Consider the following 20,211-nt stretch of genomic DNA (forward strand, 5'->3'; position numbering starts at 1 on the left):
GTCATGTCCAACTTCTTTATCGACCGGCCGATCTTCGCCTGGGTGATTGCTCTGGTGATCATGCTCGCCGGCGGCCTGTCCATCCTCAACCTGCCGGTCAACCAGTATCCGAGCATCGCCCCACCCGCGGTCGGTATCTCGGTGACCTACCCGGGCGCCTCTGCACAGACCGTGCAGGACACCGTGGTGCAGGTCATCGAACAACAGCTCAACGGTATCGACGGGCTGCGCTACATCAGTTCGTCGAGTAACTCCGACGGGAGCATGGAAATCACCGTGACCTTCGATCAGGGCACCAACCCCGATATCGCTCAGGTCCAGGTGCAGAACAAGCTGCAGCTGGCAACGCCGCTGCTGCCGCAAGAGGTTCAGCAACAGGGCATCCGCGTCACCAAGGCCGTGCGCAACTTCCTCATCATCATCGGTCTGGTATCGACTGACGGCAGTCTGGATCAACGCGACCTGGCCAACTACATCGTCGCCAACATGCAGGACCCGATCTCGCGGACCAAGGGTGTGGGCGACTTCCAGGTGTTCGGTGCCCAGTACGCGATGCGCATCTGGCTCGATCCAGCCAAGCTGAACAACTTCAGCCTGACGCCGGAGGATGTCAGCTCGGCGATCCAGGCGCAGAACGTCCAGGTGTCTTCCGGCCAGTTGGGTGGCTTGCCGGCGCTGCCCGGGCAGCAGCTCAACGCCACGGTGATCGGCAAGACCCGTCTGCAGACTCCGGAGCAGTTCCGCAACATCCTGCTCAAGGTCAACAGCGACGGCTCGCAGGTGCGTCTGGGTGATGTCGCCAAGGTCGAGCTGGGCGGTGAGAACTACTCGGTCAGCGCGCATTTCAACGGCAAGCCGGCTGCCGGCCTGGCGTTGAAACTGGCCACTGGCGCCAACGCGCTGGATACTGTCGAAGGCGTGCGCAAGACCATCGACGAGCTCAAGCCGTTCTTCCCGCCGGGCGTCGATGTGGTCTACCCGTACGACACTACGCCGGTCATCTCCGCCTCCATCACCGGTGTCATGCAAACGCTGCTCGAAGCGTTCGTGCTGGTGTTTCTGGTGATGTACCTGTTCCTGCAGAACTTCCGCGCGACGCTGGTTCCGACGCTCGCGGTACCGGTGGTGCTGCTGGGCACCTTCGGCGTGCTGGCGGTGTTCGGCTTCAGCATCAACACGCTGACCATGTTCGCCATGATCCTGGCCATCGGCCTGCTGGTCGACGACGCCATCGTGGTGGTGGAAAACGTCGAGCGGGTGATGCGCGAAGAAGGGCTCTCGCCTCTGGAGGCGACGCGCAAGTCCATGGGCCAGATCCAGGGCGCGCTGATCGGCATTGGTGTGGTGCTGTCGGCGGTACTGCTGCCGATGGCCTTCTTCGGAGGCTCGACCGGGGTCATCTACCGGCAGTTCTCGATCACCATCGTATCGGCGATGGTGCTCTCGGTGCTGATGGCGCTGATCTTCACGCCAGCGCTGTGTGCCACATTGCTGAAGCCGATCGACAAGGGCGACCATCACGAGAAACGCGGTTTCTTCGGCTGGTTCAATCGCTCCTTCGAGCGCAGCGTCAATGGCTATGAGCGCGGTGTGAAAGCCGTGCTCAAGCGCAAGGCGCCGTTCCTGCTGCTGTATGTGCTGATCGTCGGCGTCATGGTGGTGCTGTTCAACCGCATTCCCAGCGCCTTCCTGCCGGAAGAGGACCAGGGCGTCCTGTTCGCTCAGGTCATGACCCCGTCGGGCTCGACTGCCGAGCGCACCCAGCAGAGCATCGACGCCATGCGCAGCTATCTGCTGGAAGAGGAGGGCGACATCGTTCGTTCCGTCTTTACCGTGACCGGCTTCAGCTTCGCCGGCCGCGGTCAGAGCTCGGGTATCGCCTTCATCAGCCTGAAGCCTTGGAGCGAGCGGACCAACGAGGAGGACGGCGTATTCGCCCTGGCTCAGCGTGCGCAGCAACATTTCGCCAGTTTCCGTGACGCTCAGGTATTCGCCTTTGCGCCGCCGGCGGTGATGGAGCTGGGTAACGCCACCGGTTTCAACCTGTTCCTGCAGGACCGCGCCGGCGTTGGCCAGGAAGTGCTGCAGCAGGCCCGCGACAAGTTCATGCAGCTGGCCAGCCAGAGTCCGGTGCTGACCCGGGTGCGGCCCAATACCCTGCGCGACGAACCGCAGTATCAGGTGCTTATCGACGATGAAAAGGCGCGGGCACTGGGCGTTTCGCTGGCGGCGATCAACAGCACCCTGTCGATCGCCTGGGGTGGGCGCTACGTCAATGACTTTATCGATCGAGGGCGGGTGAAGAAGGTGTATTTGCAGGGCGTTCCGGACGCGCGCATGAGCCCTGAGGATTTGCAGAAGTGGTATGTGCGTAACGATGCCGGCGAGATGGTGCCGTTCAGCGCCTTTGCCAGCGGCGAATGGACTTACGGTTCGCCGAAGCTGTCCCGCTACAACGGCGTCAGCGCGATCGAGATGCTCGGCGAGCCGGCGCCCGGCTACAGCTCGGGTGATGCCATGGCCGAGGTGGAGCGCATCGCCGCTCAGCTGCCGCCGGGGGTGGGCTATTCCTGGACCGGGCAATCCTACGAGGAGCGGCTGGCCGGCTCGCAGACGCTGGCGCTTTACGCCCTGTCGCTGCTGGTGGTGTTCCTCTGCCTGGCGGCCTTGTACGAGAGCTGGTCGATTCCGTTCTCGGTCATGCTGGTGGTGCCGCTTGGCATCGTCGGTGCGCTTGCCTTTACGCTGCTGCGCGGCCTTTCCAACGAGGTGTTCTTCCAGGTGGGCCTGGTCACTACCATTGGTCTGTCGGCGCGTAACGCGATCCTTATCGTGGAGTTCGCCAAGGCGCTGCACGAGCAGGGCATGAGCCATGTCGATGCGGCATTGCAGGCATGTCGCATGCGTCTGCGGCCGATCATCATGACGTCGCTGGCGTTCATTCTCGGGGTGGTGCCGCTGGCGCTTGCTTCCGGGGCTGGCGCGGGCAGTAAGCACGCCATCGGTACTGGCGTGATCGGCGGGATGATCTCCGCTGCGGTGCTGGCGATTTTCTGGATTCCGTTGTTCTACGTGATGATCTGCACAATCTTCGACCGCACGAAGCCCGCCAACGAAGGTGTGAAGGAGGACTCGCTGTGAACAAGTCTCTGTTGAGTCTGGCGCTCGTGGCGGCGCTGAGTGGCTGCTCGCTGATCCCCGAGTATCAGCGTCCGGATGCGCCGGTCCCGGCCGACTGGCCGCAGGGCGAAGTCTATTCGAAGCCATCCCCCGAGGCTCGGGCGCAGGCGCTCGGCTGGCGCGAGTTCTTCCGTGATCCGGCGCTGCAGCAGCTGATCGAGGTCGCGCTGGAGAACAACCGCGACCTGCGCGTCGCCGCGCTGAACGTCGATGCCTACCGTGCGCTGTACCGCGTGCAGCGCGCCGATGTGCTGCCGGCGGTGAGCGCCGATGGCGCTGGCACCCGCAGCCGTACACCGGGCGATCTGAACATGAGCGGCGAGCCGGCCATCAGCAGTCAGTACAGCGCCACCTTCGGCGTGTCCTGGGAACTGGATCTGTTCGGCCGCCTGCGCAGCCTGCGCGACCAGGCCCTGGAAGAGTTCTTCGCCAGCGAGGCCGCGCAGCGCAGCACGCAGATCAGCCTGATCGCCAGTGTCGCCAATGCCTGGCTGACGCTGCAGGCCGATCAGGCGCTGCTGCAGGTCACCCGTGACACGCTCAAGACCTACGAGGAAAGCCTGGGCCTGACCCAGCGCAGCTTCGATGTCGGCGTCGCCTCGGCGCTGGAACTGCGTCAGGCACGCAGTGCGGTGGACAGCGCGCGGGTGAGCATCGAGCAGTACACCCGCCTGGTGGCGCAGGACCGCAATGCCCTGACCCTGCTCCTGGGCCAGAGCCTACCGGCCGGTCTGCCGAGCGGCGAAGGTCTCGAGCGCACCCAGCTGGCGACGTTGCCGGTCGGGTTGCCCTCGGACCTGCTGCAGCAACGCCCGGATATTCTCCAGGCGGAGTACCAGCTGCGTGCGGTCAATGCCAGCATCGGCGCCGCGCGTGCGGCCTTTTTCCCGCGCATCAGCCTGACCGGCGCGGCAGGGACCGCCAGCCGTGAGCTGTCCGGCTTGTTCGACGGCGGTTCCGGTTACTGGAGTTTCTCGCCGAGCATCAGCGTGCCGATCTTCAATGCCGGCCAGTTGCGCGCGAATCTGGACTACGCAGAGATCAGCAGGAACATCCAGGTCGCGCAATACGAGAAGGCGATCCAGACCGCATTCCGCGAAGTGGTCGATGGTCTCGCGGCGCAGGCCACCTACACCCGCCAGGTGCAGGCGCAGCGGGATCTGCTGGCGACCAGCGAGGACTACTACAACCTTGCCGAGCGCCGTTATCGCACCGGCGTGGACAGCTATCTGACCGTGCTCGATGCGCAGCGCCAGTTGTTCAGCGTGCAGCAGCAGCTGATCAGCGATCGCCTCGCGCAGATGACCAGCGAGGTCAATCTGTTCAAGGCCCTGGGTGGCGGTTGGCGGGGAATGCCACAGGCGGCGCCTGCCGAGGGCTGAGTGACATCGACGGCTGCCCCCGGTTCTGGGGACGGTCGTCGAGTGGATACAAAAACGCCGCCCGATGGGCGGCGTTTTTGTTTCGGGCGCGGCTCAGGCCTCGCGGTTGCGCGTCAGCAGCGCCGGCTTTTCGCCACGCGGGCGAGACGGCAGCTGCTCGAGCTGCTCCAGACTGGGCAGCCGATCGATCTTCGATTCCTTGTGGATGATCACTGGCTGCTTTTCACGCGGCTTGGCAGCTTCCTGGCGCGCGACGGCTGGCTCTTCGATCCGTCGGCTGTCGTTCTTGCGCCGTGGCTGGCCGTTGCGCGGCTGGCCGCTGCGCGCCGCCTGGCCTTGGCCCGTACCCGGACGTTTGCCCTTGCCGGCGGGAGCACCAGCAGCGCCAGGGCGTGCGGCTCCGGCGGCACGTGGCGCGGCACCAGCCGGAGCCGGAGCCGGAGCACCAGGGCGCCGGCCGCGGTTCTGCTTGTTCTGATACGGGCTGACGTAGTCGACACGATTGCCGAAGTTGTCCACTTCGTCATCGAGAAACTCGTCCGGAGCACGGTTTGGCGGCAGCTGCGGAGGTCGAGCAGCGGTTTGCGCTTCACTGGCGGCTCCATCGCGAGCAGGCTTGCGCGCCTTGCTCTGGCTGCGGCGGTTGCGTTCCTTCTGCTCGGTGCCTTTCTCTGCCGGCTTTTCGCGCTCAGCGCGAGCCTTGCGTTCGCCACGCTGCGGACGCGGCTGGCGCGGTTCGCGCACCTCCGGCTTCTCCGTCTCGATGGCGCTGGCATCGAAGCCCATCAGATCGCCTTCAGGGATGCGCTGCTTGGTCATGCGCTCGATGCCCTTGAGCAGCTTTTCCTCGTCCGGCGCGACCAGCGAAATGGCTTCACCGCTGCGCCCGGCACGGCCAGTACGGCCGATGCGGTGTACGTAGTCTTCCTCGACGTTGGGCAGCTCGAAGTTGACCACATGGGGCAGCTGGTCGATATCCAGACCGCGGGCGGCGATATCGGTGGCGACCAGGATGCGCACCTGGTTGGCCTTGAAGTCAGCCAGAGCCTTGGTGCGGGCGTTCTGGCTCTTGTTGCCATGAATCGCGGCAGCCGGCAGGCCGTGCTTTTCCAGATACTCGGCCAGACGGTTGGCGCCGTGCTTGGTGCGGGTGAAGACCAACACCTGCTCCCAGGCACCCTGGGTGATCAGGTGCGCGAGCAGAGCGCGCTTGTGGCTGGCAGCCACGCGGAACATTCGCTGCTCGATACGCTCGACGGTAGTGTTCGGCGGCGTGACCTCGATGCGCTCGGGGTTGTGCAGCAGCTTGCCGGCGAGGTCGGTGATGTCCTTGGAGAAGGTTGCCGAGAACAGCAGGTTCTGGCGTTTGGCCGGCAGCTTGGCCAGGACCTTCTTGACGTCATGGATGAAGCCCATGTCGAGCATGCGGTCGGCTTCGTCGAGGACGAGGATTTCCACGTGCGACAGATCGATGGCTTTCTGGTTGGCCAGGTCGAGCAAGCGACCTGGGCAGGCGACCAGCACGTCGAGGCCCTTGGCCACGGCCTGGATCTGCGGATTCATGCCGACGCCGCCGAAGATCACCGCGCTTTTCAGCGGCAGATCGCGAGCGTAGATCTTGAAACTGTCGTGAACCTGGGCGGCGAGCTCGCGGGTTGGTGTCAGCACCAGCACGCGCGGCTGTTTCGGGCCGTAGCGGTGTTCACGATCCGGGTGACCACCCGGGAACAGCAGTTCGAGTACCGGCAGGGCGAAACCGCCTGTCTTACCGGTTCCGGTCTGGGCGGCGACCATCAGGTCGCGGCCTTGCAACACGGCGGGAATGGCCCGCTGTTGCACGGGAGTAGGCTGGGTATAACCGGCGGCCTCGACGGCACCGGCCAAAGCCTCGGAGAGACCGAGGGAAGCAAAGGACATGAGTAATCCTGTCTTGTTAGGGGCGAGGCCCTGGGATGATCATGCCTGGCTCGAATCGCGACTGGCGTGCGATCCCGTCCGGTCCTGCCGCGGGTCATATGTGCGGCATCCGGGCGTAAGCCTGGCGGAAGCGCGGAGTATAACAGAGCCTGTTAACGCCGCATTGCTCTGACAGTGTCGCAGGTCACGGGTTCATTAGCCAGCTCCGTATTTCTACGGAGCCGGCTGGTGCTCAGCGTGACAGCCCGAGGTTGTTCCAGATCGCCAGGCTCGGCTCGGCCTGGTTCAGCGTGTAGAAGTGCAGGCCTGGCGCACCGCCGGCCAGCAGCTTCTGACACATCTCGGTGATGACCTGCTCGCCGAAGGCCTGGATGCTCTGCATGTCGTCGCCGTAGCTTTCGAGCTGTTTGCGCACCCAGCGCGGAATCTCGGCGCCGCAGGCATCGGAGAAGCGTGCCAGCTTGCTGTAGTTGGTGATCGGCATGATGCCAGGCACCACCGGGGTTTCCACGCCGAGTTCGCGCACGCGCTCGACGAAGTAGAAGTAGCAGTCGGCATTGAAGAAGTACTGGGTGATGGCACTGTCGGCGCCGGCCTTGGCCTTGCGCACGAAGTTGGCCAGGTCGTCTTCGAAGTTGCGTGCCTGCGGATGCATTTCCGGGTAGGCGGCAATCTCGATATGGAAGTGATCGCCGGTCTCGCTACGGATGAATTCCACCAGCTCGTTGGCGTAGCGTAGCTCGCCGCTGGCCATGCCCATGCCGGACGGCAGGTCGCCGCGCAGGGCGACGATGCGCTGGATGCCAGCCTCCTTGTAGAGGTTCAGCAGTTCGCGCAATTCGGCCTTGGTGTCGCCGACGCAGGACAGGTGCGGAGCGGTCGGCACCTTCACCTCGCCGTCGAGCTGCAGCACGGTGTTGAGCGTGCGATCGCGGGTCGAGCCACCGGCACCGTAGGTGCAGGAGAAGAAATCGGGTTGGTAGCCGGCCAGCTGGCGGGCCACGTTCAGCAGTTTTTCGTGCCCGGCTTCGGTCTTGGTGGGGAAGAACTCGAAGCTGATGGATGGGCGGTTCAAAGCGGTCATTCGGTTATTCCTTGGGCTGCAGGCTGCTGGCGACGAATGCAGGGTGCAGGTCGTCGCCAGCAGCATGACCTGCTTAGTAGCGGTAGCTGTCCGGCTTGAACGGACCTTCGACGGTCACGCCGATGTATTCCGCCTGCTTGGTGGTCAGCTGGGTGACCACGCCACCGAAGCCCTTGACCATTTCCAGCGCCACTTCCTCGTCGAGCTTCTTCGGCAGCACCATGACGGTGACGTTCTGGCTCTTCTCGGCCACTGGCAGGTCGGCGAACTTCTCGTTGTAGAGGTGGATCTGCGCCAGCACCTGGTTGGCGAAGGAACCGTCCATGATCCGGCTCGGGTGGCCGGTGGCGTTGCCCAGGTTCACCAGGCGGCCTTCGGCCAAGAGGATCAGGTAGTCGTCGTTGGTCGGGTCGACGGTCTTGCCGGTGCGGTGGATCTTGTGCACCTGCGGCTTGACCTCTTCCCAGCCCCAGTTGGCGCGCATGAAGGCGGTGTCGATCTCGTTGTCGAAGTGGCCGATGTTGCATACCACGGCGCGCTTCTTCAGCGCCTTGAGCATGCCGGCGTCGCATACGTTGACGTTACCGGTGGTGGTGACGATCAGGTCGATCTTGCCCAGCAGGGCCGCATCGACGCTGGCTTCGGTGCCGTCGTTGATGCCGTCCTTGTAGGGGGAGACCAGCTCGAAGCCGTCCATGCAGGCCTGCATGGCGCAGATTGGATCGACTTCCGAGACCTTGACGATCATGCCTTCCTGGCGCAGCGACTGTGCCGAACCCTTGCCGACGTCGCCGTAGCCGACGACCAGCGCCTGCTTGCCGGAGAGCAGGTGGTCGGTAGCGCGCTTGATGGCATCGTTCAGGCTGTGACGGCAGCCGTACTTGTTGTCGTTCTTGCTCTTGGTTACAGAATCGTTGACGTTGATCGCCGGGATCTTGAGGGTGCCACCCTTGAGCATGTCGAGCAGGCGATGCACGCCGGTGGTGGTTTCCTCGGTCACGCCGTGGACGCGCTCGAGCACCTGCGGATACTTGTCGTGCAGGATCTGGGTCAGGTCACCGCCGTCGTCCAGCACCATGTTGGCATCCCACGGCTGGCCGTCCTTGAGGATGGTTTGCTCGATGCACCACTCGTATTCTTCTTCGGTCTCGCCCTTCCAGGCGAACACCGGGATGCCGGCAGCGGCGATGGCGGCAGCGGCCTGGTCCTGGGTGGAGAAGATGTTGCAGCTCGACCAACGCACTTCCGCGCCGAGCGCGATCAGCGTCTCGATCAGCACGGCGGTCTGGATGGTCATGTGAATGCAGCCGAGGATCTTCGCGCCCTTGAGCGGCTGCTCGGCGGCGTATTTCTTGCGCAGGCCCATCAGCGCGGGCATTTCGGATTCGGCGATGATGATTTCGCGGCGGCCCCAGGCAGCCAGGGAAATATCGGCGACCTTGAAGTCGGTGAAACCGGCAGGCGTCATGACAGCACTCATCGAAGAGTTCTCCATTCGTATAGATGCGAATGGGCGCCGTTGATGCGTTCTGGAAACGCCCCATCCGAGCCTGACAGGTTTCATCCTGCTGCAGCGCCCCTCGGACGGGTGGCGGGCACGGTCGAAGCGGAGTCGACCGGGAAAAAGCCCGGCGATTATAGCTGCGCCGCGCGGCAATCCCAACCCCGCGCCGCGCGAACTACAGCGAGCGAGCGCGGGTCGAAAACTACAGGTTCGGTGACCCTTGCCGGGCGAAACCGTTTCAGGAGACCGCCATGAACCCCATGCTTCGCTTAGCGCCCGTGTTGCTTGTCGGCGCCTTCAGCCTGCCTGCCGCCGCCAAATCCTGCTACGTGCACAGCGAAACCTCCGGCGCGGTTCCTGCGCCAGTGGTGACCGAGCAGTGTTTCGAATTCCACGGCGTGGACAAGGACGACGCCATCGACTGGGTCTGTCAGGACAGCGAGGCGGTGAAGAACTCCCGCCGCGAGCTCCGCGACAGTTGTCCCGACGGCCACTTCGGTGCCTGCACCGCGCCGATGACGGCAGAGACCCTGGCCAACGAACGTGCCACTGGCTCCCATGCGAAGAACGGTACCTTGCCCAGCCAGGTGGGCGGCGATGCGACGATCGTCACCTATCACTATCACGCCACTGATCGGGCCCAGGCCAAGATCGATTGCGAAAGCGCTGGCGGCAGCTGGTCGCAATAGCCTGCTGAGCAATCTTGGCTGACGGAGTCGAAACCCGACTGATTTGTTCAACCGCGCATGGACGGGGATAATCCCGCGCTTTGCATCGACGAGTGGTTGAACCATGAAGCTGAGTCTGCTGAGCTTGCCCCTGATTGCTGTCCTGGCGCTGACGGGCTGCGACCGGGTCGACCCCAATTCCCCGTTGGGCAAGCGCAAAGCGATCTACCAGGCGATGCTCGATACCAAGGAAGACCTTGGCGGCATGCTGCGCGGGCGCATCCCGTTCGACGGCGAAGGCTTCAGTGCAGGCGCGGCCAAGCTGGACGAGCTCTCGCGGCAGCCTTGGCAGCATTATCCTGATGTGAAGGAAGAGCAGAGCGATGCGCGTGACGACGTCTGGCAGCGTCAGGAGCGTTTCAACGAGATGGCCCGCGAACTGGAAGCGACCACGGAAGCGCTGGTGAGCGTGACGACCTCCGCCCCGGTTACTGCACAAAGCGTGGCGCCGGCGTTCCAGCGGGTCGAGGATGCCTGTGAAGCCTGCCACAAGGAGTTCCGCGCCTACTAACGGCGCAGCGATTCGAGCTTTTCCCGCGACTTGGCCAGCTGATTGCGGCGCAGCTCGATCAGCTGGGCATCACCGGTGCCCAAAGCCTCGCGTAGCAGCGTCTCGCGCCGCTCAACCTGGCGATTGGTGTGATCGTATTCGACTTGATGCGGGTGCAGGGCAACCACGCCCTGGCACTGCTCGGTCAGGCCCTGCAGTTCGCTGTCGAGTTGCGTCTGGCGCAGCTTGTCACCCAGCAGGCGCGCCTGCTGCAGCTGTTCGCGCAAGGCCTGGCGCTGGTCGTGGCACTGGCTATCGGCGTTGGGGGCCGCGCTAGCCAACTGGCTGATGGCGGTAGCGCCGATCAGCAGGGCAATCGGCCAATGTCGCAAAGACATGCCTCGCCTCCATAATTGTTATCCAGCACCTATCGACCGCGACATTCGGGGGAAAGTCCCTTCAGAACCCCGAAACACCGACAGCGCGCAGCCTGTGACGCAGCAGCTGCAGCTCCGACGCATGAAAGAAGGCATGCAGCTGTTCTGCGCGTGCCTTGCCAACCCCCGGTTCCGCCTGCCATTGCGCCACGCTGCGTGCCGCCAGTACGTCCCAGTCGGGCTGCAAGTTGAGCGGCAGATTGACCGGCATGCCGAGCGCCTTGAGCCATCGGCCCGCTGGCCTCTGCCGGGCGAGAGCGAAGCTCGCGACCAGCTTGCTGGCGCGCGCCTTGCCGATGCCAGGGACCTGTTGCAACGTCGTCGCGTCCAGCTCCAGCCAGGCGAGCAGATCGGGCAGCAGTCCGGCGTCCAGCAGGGCCTGCCAACTGCCTTGGCCTACCCCGGCAAGGCCAAGGCCCTGTTTGCCACTCAGCCAGACCAGGCGGGCGATGAACTGTTGCTCACAGCCCGGTGCTGGCTGCCAGCAGCTGTGCGCGTGATACTGCGATGGGTCTGGTGCCGCGACCTCCGCCCGTTCGGTGCTGCGCCAGACCACCGAGTCCAGTTGCGGGATGCTATGCCCGGCGAGCGCAACTGCGACCTGATCGCGGGGGCGCACATCCAGTTCGCGCCAGCGCTCCAGCGAGCCGAGGCTGAGCGTACGGATGCGGCGATCATCGAGATGTACCGGCGCCAGCTGCAGCATGGGCGTGATGCGCCCGGTGCGACCGATGCGAAACTCCACGGCGCGGACCTCGGTCACCCCCTTGCGCAGCGGATGTTTCCAGGCCGCCGCCCAGTGCGGCTCTGCCTGCCAGCGCTCGGCAGGCGGGCGCGTGCCTTGCCGCAACACCACGCCGTCGGTGGCGAACGGCAGCGGTTGCCGATACCACTGTTCGCGCCAATGCTGCGCTTGTGCGGGGCCCTGTAGCGGCAGACTGAACCGCTGACTGTCGCTGAACCCTATGGCGGCCAGCCGCTGCAGACGAGGGGTCATCTGCTCCGGCCCGTTCGGCCAGTCCCAGATGAACAGGCCGATCTGCGCCGCCGTATCGGTGTCCAGCCGGTTGCTGGCCATGGCGCCGGCAACACGGCCGCGCGCGCCAGCGCTGCCAAACTCCGCCTGCACATGCTGCTCTAGACGCCAGTAAAGTTCGCCCTGCAGTATCACCTCGCCAGGCGCTGCAAGTCGGGACGGAACCGCCGGCAGCTGCCGGACGTGGGCTGTCCAGTCCTGTCCGCTGTAACCATCGCCGCGGCTGATGGCCTGCTGCAGCAGGCCGCCACGATAGACCAGGGTGACCGCCACGCCGTCCACCTTCGGCTGAATCCACAGGTCCTCGCGGCGCTCGATCCAGGCGGCGACCGCCTGCTCGTCGGCGAGCTTGGCCAGCCCGGTCTGCATTACCGGATGCAGTACCGGACCGCCGGCGCCGGCCAACGGCTCCGGAGCCGCGACGGCGCTCGGGAAACAACGCTGCCAGTCGTACAGGCGCGCACGGCTCTGGTCGTAGATTTCGTCATCCACCAGCGACAGGCCGCGGCGGTGATAAGCATCGTCCCAGTGCTGCAGCTGCCGTTGGAGGCTGGTGATTTCCTGTTGCGCGTGCGTATCGGTCCAGGTCGGACACGCGGCGAGGCAAAGCGGCGAGAAGAGGCACAGTGACAGTGCGATCAGGCGTTGCATGCGAGCATCCTTGCTCTGATGAGTTGGGCTGGCCTCCGATCGTTGAAGGCCAAGTGACTCATTGTCGCCGGCTCAATGCGGCGCGACCGTGCGTCAGCGCATATTGAACAATTCCTGGTGGAAGTCCCTCGGTGGCAGGCCGTGGCGTTGCAGGTCCTTGCTCAGATCCTGACCGAAGCCGGCCGGGCCGCAGAACCAGACGTCGCTGTCCTGCCACTGCGGTGCCAGCTGGCGAAGGCGCTCTGGCGTGAGGCGTCCGCCTTCGCTGGCTACCAGTACGTGCAGGCGCACCCGGGCGCGCTCGGCCAGTTGGCGGATGCGCTCGATAAAGCCCTGGTCCGGCGCGCTGGTGCAGTAGAACAGATCGACATTGTTGCCCTTGCCGCTCTCGGCGAGCGCCTGTAAGCGGCCAATGAACGGCGCGATGCCGATGCCGCCGGCGACCCAGATCTGGCGCGGCTTGCGACTGTGAAAATCGAAACAGCCATAAGGTCCTTCGACCTTCACTGCGTCGCCCACCTTCAGGGTGTCCGGCAGGGTGCGGGTGTAGTCACCGAGCCCCTTGATAGAGAAGGACAGCTTGCCATCGTTGCACCAGGCTGAGGACAGGCTGAAGGGGTGCGGCCCTTCCTTCTCGTCGAAGGTGACGAAGGCGAACTGCCCGGCCTTGTGCCCCGGCCAGGGACCGTCGAGCTTGATATCGACGCGCAGCACGCGGTTGTCGCGATGATGGGTAAGTCCATCAATGCGGCCGACGACCTGATGCTTGCGGCCGATGCGGCGCAACAGCGAAATGCAGGCCGCGACGGAACCCGAAGCCATCAGCACGGCGAGGACCACGCCCAATGGCGATGTCCAATAGTCCGGCGGCGTTAGCACTGCTGCATGCGCCACCAGGGCCAGATAGACCAGTGCCAACCAACGGTGCGTCTTGAAGAACCAGCGGTAGGGGAAGCGCTTGACCAGCGCCAGCACGATCAGAATTGCCGCGGCATAGAACGCCCATTCGCCTATCGTCTCGGCGAGGCCGCGAAAGCGCTGCAGCAGAGCAAAGATGCCCTCATGCATCTGGCCCTCACCGGCACGTCGCGCCGGCTTTTCCAGCCAGCCGAAGCCGACCAGCCATTTCGGTATCTGCCCCCAGCCCCAGTGGAAGATGGCGATCACCAGGGCGCTGATGCCCAGCCATTTATGCAGTCGATAGGTCTTGTCCAGACCGTCGAAGAAGCGTTCGAAGCGCCGCGGCCGCACCGCCAGCACCATCGCCACGCTCATCGCGACGATGCCGAGCACGCCGCTGTAGTGCACCAGTACCTTGCGCAGCGGCCAGAACTGGTAGCGAGCCATGATGAAGTCGTCCACCAGCAACCAGAGCAGCGTCAGTCCGACGAACAGCGCGACGTAGGTGAGTTTTATCTGTCTCATTTCGGGAAAGCCTCCTTGCTGGCGACCCGTGTGCCAGCGCTTCCAAGCATGTATGCAGTGCCGCGACGCCGCCATGATCACGGTCACTACGAATCGTGACTGGGAGACGGCGGGCGCCCTGCGTTACGTTTTTCTCTACAATTCCGCCCCTGATTCCTCGAAGAGACGAGCCCGTGCAACCAGTGATCGCCATTGAGCAGCTCACCAAGACCTACGCTTCCGGCCACCCGGCGCTCAAGCGCATCGACCTCGAGATCCACAAGGGCGAGATATTCGCTCTGCTCGGACCCAACGGCGCCGGCAAGACCACGTTGATCAGCATCATTTGCGGCATCGTCAACCCCGGCAGCGGGCGAGTGCTGGTCGACGGCCACGACATCGTTCAGGACTACCGCGCCGCCCGATCGAAGATCGGTCTGGTGCCGCAGGAGCTGTTCAACGAGGGCTTCGAAAGCGTCTGGGCGACGGTGAGTTTTTCGCGCGGCCTGTTTGGCAAGGCGCCGGACGATTCGTTCCTGGAGAAACTGTTGCGCGATTTGTCGCTGTGGGACAAGCGCAATGCCCGCATCCTCGAGCTTTCCGGCGGCATGAAGCGCCGCGTGATGATCGCCAAGGCGCTGTCCCACGAGCCGTCGATCCTGTTCCTCGACGAGCCCACCGCCGGCGTCGACGTCGAGCTGCGTCGTGACATGTGGGAAATGGTCCGCGGCCTGCGCGAGCGTGGCGTGACCATCATCCTCACTACCCACTACATCGAAGAAGCCGAGGAAATGGCCGACCGCATCGGGGTGATCAGCCGCGGCGAGATCATTCTGGTCGAGGACAAGGACGTGCTGATGCACAAGCTTGGCAAGAAGCAGCTGACCCTGCATCTGCAGCGACCGCTGGCCGAGATTCCCGCGGAACTGGCCAGCTATCCGCTGGAGCTCACCGATGCCGGCAACCAGCTGGTGTTCACCTTCGACGCCCAGCATGAGGACACTGGCATCGCCGAGCTGCTCCGGCGCCTGGCGGCCCACGGCATCGACTTCAAGGATCTGCAGTCGAGCCAGAGCTCGCTGGAAGAAATCTTCGTCAATCTGGTTCACGGTCGCTGAGGAAAAGCCCGCATGAATTTCTACGCGATCCGCGCGATCTACCTGTTCGAACTGGCGCGCACCTGGCGCACCTTGCTGCAGAGCATCGCCACGCCGGTGATCTCCACCTCGCTGTACTTCGTGGTGTTCGGCTCGGCCATTGGTGCGCGCATGGAGGCGATGCACGGCATCCCCTACGGCGCGTTCATCATCCCCGGCCTGATCATGATGGCGCTGCTCACCGAGAGCATCTCCAACGCCTCGTTCGGCATCTACATGCCGCGCTATTCCGGAACCATCTACGAGGTGCTGTCGGCGCCGGTGTCCTATGTCGAGATCGTCATCGGCTATGTCGGTGCGGCGGCGACCAAGTCGCTGGTGCTCGGCGTGATCATCCTTGTCACCGCGCGGCTGTTCGTCGATTACGAAATCCAGCACCCACTGATGATGGCGCTGTTCCTGGTGCTGACGGCGGTCACCTTCTGCCTGTTCGGCTTCATCATCGGCATCTGGGCCGATGGCTGGGAGAAGCTGCAGATCGTTCCGGCGCTGATCGTCACGCCGCTGGCCTTTCTCGGCGGCAGTTTCTATTCCATCGAGATGCTGCCGCCGCTGTGGCAGAAGGTCACCCTGTTCAACCCGGTGGTGTACCTGATCAGCGGCTTCCGCTGGAGCTTTTACGGCGTCTCGGACATCAGCGTCGGTGTCAGCCTGGCGATGATTCTTGGTTTCCTCGGCGCCTGTCTGCTGGCGGTGTGGTGGATATTCAAGACCGGCTATCGGTTGAAGAACTAGCCACCAACAAAAACGCCCGCAGATGCGGGCGTTTTTTCATCAGCGCGTCGGGCGGGGGCTTACTTGCCGAACATCTTGCCTAGACCGAGAACCGCATCCTTGGCTTGGGTGACAGCCTGGACCTTCTCATTCACTGCTCCAGCGTCGTCGCCAGCTGCGTTGGCTGCCAGGCTGTCGGCGTCCAACTGAGCGCAGCCGTCTTCGACCTGATTCAGCGCATTGCTGAGTTTTTCGTTGCCTAGCATCTGGCCGAGCAGCTTGCCGGTTTCCAGATTGCCCTGCTGGGCGGCCAGCTGGGCTTGGCATTTGGCTTGCGCGTCAGTGGTGGCGGCCTGCAGCGAGGTGCTGGCGAGGATAACGGCGGCACAGCCGAGAATAAGGGAAATACGCATGGATACGCTCCTTGTAATGCCGATCACAACAGGTGATCGATCGAGTCCGTTCGAAAAGGGCGGTGATGATAGCTGTTGGCCTGCATAACGGAAAGGCTCTGGAATGGAGCTTTCGTGATGCACTGCTTGCAGCGGATGGTGTGTGTTGCGGCTCTACCCCCTCTTGAAAGCAAGAAGCCCCGCGCGGCTTGCGCCGGCGGGGCTTTTTGTCGGTGCGGTCGCGCTTACAACCCGGCAGCGGCGCGCAAAGCGTCGGCCTTGTCGGTCTTTTCCCAAGTGAAGGCGGTGAACGTGTCGGCCCCCACCGTCATCTCGTAGGGGTTGCGGCCGAAGTGGCCGTAGGCCGCGGTGGCGCGGTACATCGGGTGCAGCAGGTCGAGCATGCGGGTGATCGCGTAGGGACGCAGATCGAAATGCTCACGGACCAAAGCGATGATCTTGTCGTCGCTGAGCTTGCCGGTGCCAAAGGTGTTCAGCGAGATGGATGTCGGCTGGGCCACGCCGATGGCGTAGGACACCTGAATCTCGCAACGATCGGCGAGGCCGGCGGCGACGATGTTCTTCGCCACGTAGCGGCCGGCGTAGGCGGCCGAGCGGTCGACCTTGGACGGGTCCTTGCCGGAGAAGGCGCCACCGCCGTGGCGGGCCATGCCGCCGTAGGTGTCGACGATGATCTTGCGGCCGGTAAGGCCGCAGTCGCCCACCGGGCCGCCGATGACGAACTGGCCGGTCGGGTTGATGTGGTACTGGGTGTCCTTGTGCAGCAGCTCCGCGGGCAGGCTGTGCTTGATGATCAGCTCCATCACCGCTTCGCGCAGGTCGCTCTGCTTGACCTCGGGGTTGTGCTGGGTGGACAGCACGATGGCGTCGATGCCGGCGACCTTGCCGTTCTCGTAGCGGCAGGTGACCTGGCTCTTGGCGTCCGGGCGCAGCCATGGCAGCAGGCCGTTCTTGCGTGCTTCAGCCTGGCGTTCGACCAGGGCGTGGGAGAAGCGGATCGGCGCCGGCATCAGCACGTCGGTCTCGTTGCTGGCGTAGCCGAACATCAGGCCCTGATCACCGGCACCCTGGTCTTCCGGCTTGGTGCGGTCGACGCCCTGGGCGATGTCCACCGACTGCTTGCCGATGATGTTGATGATGCCGCAGGTGGCGCCGTCGAAACCGACTTCCGAGCTGTTGTAGCCGATGTCGACGATGACGTCGCGCACCAGTTGCTCCAGATCGACCCAGGCCGAAGTGGTGACTTCACCGGCAACGATCGCCACACCGGTCTTGACCATGGTTTCGCAGGCCACTCGGGCATGCTTGTCCTCGGCGATGATGGCGTCGAGCACCGCATCGGAGATCTGGTCGGCGATCTTGTCCGGATGCCCTTCGGATACGGACTCGGAGGTAAAAATCGAGTATTCGCTCATCTATCGGTTTCCTATTACCGGTGGGTGAGTCGGTCGTCAGGGACGGACCGGGAAAAGTACCGGGCCTGGATCTGAAAACCGTTCTTCAAGCCAATGTAGAGGCTCTCGCCGGGCGTGAGCCCCGCGGCATCGGCCCAACGGGCCAGATCGTCCTGTTCGAAGCCCAGCCAGAGATCGCCGCAGGCCTCCCTGGCCCAACTCTGGTTGTGGCTGCACAGCTCCGTGACCAGCAGACTGCCGCCCGCGTTCACCAGCCGTGCCAGTTGTTTGATCGCCTCGCCGGGCGCCGCCAGGTGATGCAGCACCATGTTCAGCACCACACAGTCGGCCGGCGGGCAGTCGTCGTGCAGTGCGTCGGCGAGCTTCAGCTCGACGTTTGTCAGCCCCGCTTCCTGACAGCGCGCACGCGCCAGGTCGAGCATGGCGGGGCTGTTGTCCAGCGCTACTACGCGTGCGAAGCGCCGCGCCAACTCCGGAAGGAAACTGCCATCCCCGGGACCGACTTCCAGCGCCGTGGCGCTGGCATCGAAGTTCAGTGCATCGAGCAGGGCCACCACGCTGTCGCGATACTGCGGCAGCCCGGCGATCAGATCCTGGCGGGCCTGAAAGCTGTCGGCCATGCGCGCGAAGAAATCCTCGCTGGCGGCGCTGCGCTGGGCATGCACGGCGGCGATACGGGCCTCGATCTCGCGCGGCAGCTCCAGCCGATCGGCTTCCTCGAGCAGCGCCGCGTGCAGCTTGCCGCCGGGGCTGTCGACCAGCGGCAGGCTGCGCCGGTAGAACACCGCGTTGCCTTCGCGGCGGGTTGCCAGCAACCCAGCCTGGGTAAGTACCTTGAGGTGGTGGCTCATGCCGGACTGACCGATGGCGAAGATCTGCGCCAGCTCGAGCACGCCGAACGAGTCACTGGCCAGCGCCCTCAGTACGTTCAAACGCAATGCATCGCCGCCGGCCTTGCACAGGGCGGCGAGCGAATCACTGGCGTCGAAACGGATCTGGGGCATGCGCAGGCTCATAAGGCGCGCAGTCTAGACGGTCACTTTTCGTACAGCAAGGGCAATATCAAAAAGTTTTGATATTGCCCTTCTGGGGCGCAGGGTTACTGCAGCAGGCGGGACAACCCCAGGGTGCACGACACCAGGCCAAGGCCGATGAGGAAGTAGTTCGGCAGGATATCCAGCAGGCGCTGAATCAGTCCTTCGCCGGCCAAGCGGCGCGAGAGCAGGCTGTAGGCGAGTAGGATGCTTAGATCGATCACCGCCCAGATCACGATGAGCACCGTCGCCTGTGGCGCGAACGGCTGCGCGGGCAGGATGAAGCCGGGGAGGAAGGCGAGAAAGAACAGGATGTCCTTGGGGTTGGACAGGCCCACCGCCATGGCCCGCCAGAAATAGTGCGCCTCGCTGCGTTTGGGCATGGCGGCCTCGCTGCGTCCGCCGCACAGGCTGTCGCAGCCCAGCCAGATCAGGTAAAGGCCGCCGAGGATCTGCCCGGCTTCTAGCACCAGCGGGTCGAGGTCCAGCGCCAGGTAGATCATCACCAGTGCGGCGATCATCAGGATCTGCGCAGACAGCGCACCGCCGAGAATCGTCCACAGTGGCCAGCGCCGGCGCGCGTCGGATACCACCAGTGCGACCACCGGTCCGGGAGATGCGATCAGCAGGGCGACCGCCGCGGCGAAGGCGAGATAGGTAGCGTTCATAGTTCGGTCACCAGGGCGAACACCCGGCTGCGTTTGCCCAGGCGCTCGGCATAGAAGTTCGGATTGGTGATGGCGAAGGCGCGCTGGATCCAGCGATCGCTGCCGTCGAAGCGTGCACTGAAGGGGCTGCGCGCGTGAGCGGTGCGGCGATTGTCGATGATCAGCATGTCGCCACGATTCAGCCGCACCGGCTCGACCACCTCCCAGGCTATGGCGCGCAGCTTGTCCATCAGTTGTTGGGCGCGGCTGCTGAAGGCCAGCATGAAGTGCGGGTCGAAACGGAAGAAAGGTGCATCCGGGTCGCCGTAGAGGATGGTCTGGTGGCGATTGATGTCGATGCGCTGGTTCTTTTCGGTGGGACCGTAATCGGACAGGAAGTTGTACGGCTCGGTGAGGAAGAACGCCTGCTCTTCGAAGGTCAGCCGCTCGAGGATGCGCTCGATCGAGGCGATATAGGTGACCGCCTCCGCGTCGGGGTCCTGGCGCAGGCAGAGCAGCACCAGATAGTCGGGCAGTACGGCGTGGAAGGCGTTTTCCGTGTGCAGGTCCAGTTCGGTATCGAAACTGTCCGACGTTGCACCGCGGGAATGTGCCTGCTGCGGGAAGAAGTTGTTGACGATGCAGCCCTCGGACTCCTGCAGATAGCCGATCGGTTCGCCGAGCAGGGCGGTGGCCTGCAGCAGAAGGCGCTCGCTGCTGTCGTCGGGTTTGCAAAGCAGGTCGCGGCTCAGCGGTGTTGGCGGGATGTCGCCGATGGGCAGGCTTTCGAGGGTCATGAAGCCTTTCTTGTTACCGAACAATCTGAAATTGATGATCTGGCCGATCTGCTCATGCTGCAGTGCGCTCTTCTCTACCGCATTGGCCAGGAGCGTCTCGTAGTATTTGTTCTGCATGGCATCCTTTCCTGAGTTTTTATTGGTGCGCGTGCGCGCTAAGTGAATACCGAAGTTGGCCCGGAACCCATTGCTGGCGCAGTATTGGGACGCTGGAAAAGATT

The 20,211-nt window shown here is 64.0% G+C and carries 17 protein-coding genes and 1 riboswitch; of the genes, 6 read left to right on the forward strand and 11 right to left on the reverse strand.

The features are described from left to right. Positions 1–3 precede the first annotated feature (3 nt). Positions 4–3,141 carry an efflux RND transporter permease subunit gene (locus LW136_RS01585; RefSeq protein ID WP_044315565.1) on the forward strand — a complete coding sequence of 1,046 codons (3,138 nt, stop codon included), beginning with the start codon at positions 4–6 and terminating at the stop codon, positions 3,139–3,141. After that, positions 3,138–4,562, forward strand: coding sequence for an AdeC/AdeK/OprM family multidrug efflux complex outer membrane factor (locus LW136_RS01590; protein WP_044315566.1), 1,425 nt, complete (start codon positions 3,138–3,140; stop codon positions 4,560–4,562). Before LW136_RS01585 ends, LW136_RS01590 begins: the two co-directional genes overlap by 4 nt. Positions 4,563–4,655: 93 nt before the next feature. On the opposite strand, the gene LW136_RS01595 is transcribed toward LW136_RS01590, so the two are convergent. The 3 genes from LW136_RS01595 to ahcY all read right to left on the reverse strand — a co-directional run bounded on the left by LW136_RS01595 (position 4,656) and on the right by ahcY (position 9,043). Continuing rightward, positions 4,656–6,479: an RNA helicase RhlE2 gene (locus LW136_RS01595; protein ID WP_234174513.1), complete on the reverse strand. Its 1,824-nt coding sequence runs from the start codon at positions 6,477–6,479 to the stop codon at positions 4,656–4,658. A gap of 232 nt (positions 6,480–6,711) precedes the next feature. Continuing rightward, positions 6,712–7,563 carry a methylenetetrahydrofolate reductase [NAD(P)H] gene (metF, locus tag LW136_RS01600; protein ID WP_234174514.1) on the reverse strand — a complete coding sequence of 284 codons (852 nt, stop codon included), beginning with the start codon at positions 7,561–7,563 and terminating at the stop codon, positions 6,712–6,714. Between the two features lie 73 nt (positions 7,564–7,636). Next, entirely contained in the window at positions 7,637–9,043 is a 1,407-nt protein-coding gene (gene ahcY, locus LW136_RS01605) for an adenosylhomocysteinase (RefSeq protein ID WP_090520853.1), read from the reverse strand. A gap of 24 nt (positions 9,044–9,067) precedes the next feature. Then, positions 9,068–9,151: riboswitch (S-adenosyl-L-homocysteine riboswitch) on the reverse strand. A gap of 167 nt (positions 9,152–9,318) precedes the next feature. Here ahcY and LW136_RS01610 point away from each other — a divergent pair. Next, a complete protein-coding gene (locus tag LW136_RS01610; protein WP_090520855.1) occupies positions 9,319–9,756 on the forward strand; it encodes a hypothetical protein in 438 nt (145 codons plus the stop codon). A gap of 103 nt (positions 9,757–9,859) precedes the next feature. Further along, positions 9,860–10,306: a c-type cytochrome gene (locus LW136_RS01615; protein WP_090520858.1), complete on the forward strand. Its 447-nt coding sequence runs from the start codon at positions 9,860–9,862 to the stop codon at positions 10,304–10,306. Here the strand turns inward: LW136_RS01615 and LW136_RS01620 are convergent. The 3 genes from LW136_RS01620 to LW136_RS01630 form a co-directional block, all read right to left on the reverse strand. Further along, positions 10,303–10,683, reverse strand: coding sequence for a DUF1090 domain-containing protein (locus tag LW136_RS01620; protein WP_234174515.1), 381 nt, complete (start codon positions 10,681–10,683; stop codon positions 10,303–10,305). The genes LW136_RS01615 and LW136_RS01620 overlap by 4 nt on opposite strands. Before the next feature lie 61 nt (positions 10,684–10,744). Continuing rightward, the gene (gene ligB / locus LW136_RS01625) at positions 10,745–12,409 is read right to left on the reverse strand and encodes an NAD-dependent DNA ligase LigB (protein ID WP_234174516.1); all 1,665 of its coding nucleotides are present in this window, start codon (positions 12,407–12,409) and stop codon (positions 10,745–10,747) included. A 93-nt stretch (positions 12,410–12,502) separates the two neighbouring features. After that, positions 12,503–13,834: a ferredoxin reductase family protein gene (locus tag LW136_RS01630; RefSeq protein ID WP_234174517.1), complete on the reverse strand. Its 1,332-nt coding sequence runs from the start codon at positions 13,832–13,834 to the stop codon at positions 12,503–12,505. Positions 13,835–14,007: 173 nt separating this feature from the next. On the opposite strand from LW136_RS01630, the gene LW136_RS01635 reads away from it, so the two are divergent. Continuing rightward, positions 14,008–14,931 (forward strand): ABC transporter ATP-binding protein, encoded by a 924-nt coding sequence (locus LW136_RS01635; protein ID WP_234174518.1) that lies wholly within the window; start codon positions 14,008–14,010, stop codon positions 14,929–14,931. Between the two features lie 12 nt (positions 14,932–14,943). Next, entirely contained in the window at positions 14,944–15,705 is a 762-nt protein-coding gene (locus tag LW136_RS01640) for an ABC transporter permease (RefSeq protein WP_014818773.1), read from the forward strand. Between the two features lie 59 nt (positions 15,706–15,764). Here the strand turns inward: LW136_RS01640 and LW136_RS01645 are convergent, their stop codons facing one another. The 5 genes from LW136_RS01645 to LW136_RS01665 form a co-directional block, all read right to left on the reverse strand. Next, positions 15,765–16,097: a hypothetical protein gene (locus LW136_RS01645; protein ID WP_234174519.1), complete on the reverse strand. Its 333-nt coding sequence runs from the start codon at positions 16,095–16,097 to the stop codon at positions 15,765–15,767. Positions 16,098–16,321: 224 nt separating this feature from the next. After that, positions 16,322–17,512 (reverse strand): methionine adenosyltransferase, encoded by a 1,191-nt coding sequence (metK, locus tag LW136_RS01650; protein WP_014818775.1) that lies wholly within the window; start codon positions 17,510–17,512, stop codon positions 16,322–16,324. Between the two features lie 14 nt (positions 17,513–17,526). Further along, positions 17,527–18,528, reverse strand: coding sequence for an ArsR/SmtB family transcription factor (locus LW136_RS01655; protein ID WP_014818776.1), 1,002 nt, complete (start codon positions 18,526–18,528; stop codon positions 17,527–17,529). 83 nt (positions 18,529–18,611) lie between these two features. Continuing rightward, positions 18,612–19,214 carry a LysE family translocator gene (locus tag LW136_RS01660; RefSeq protein ID WP_014818777.1) on the reverse strand — a complete coding sequence of 201 codons (603 nt, stop codon included), beginning with the start codon at positions 19,212–19,214 and terminating at the stop codon, positions 18,612–18,614. Then, entirely contained in the window at positions 19,211–20,107 is an 897-nt protein-coding gene (locus LW136_RS01665; protein WP_234174520.1) for a TauD/TfdA family dioxygenase, read from the reverse strand. Before LW136_RS01665 ends, LW136_RS01660 begins: the two co-directional genes overlap by 4 nt. Positions 20,108–20,211: the final 104 nt, after the last annotated feature.

The organism is Stutzerimonas kunmingensis, assembly GCF_021432085.1.
Classification (GTDB): domain Bacteria; phylum Pseudomonadota; class Gammaproteobacteria; order Pseudomonadales; family Pseudomonadaceae; genus Stutzerimonas.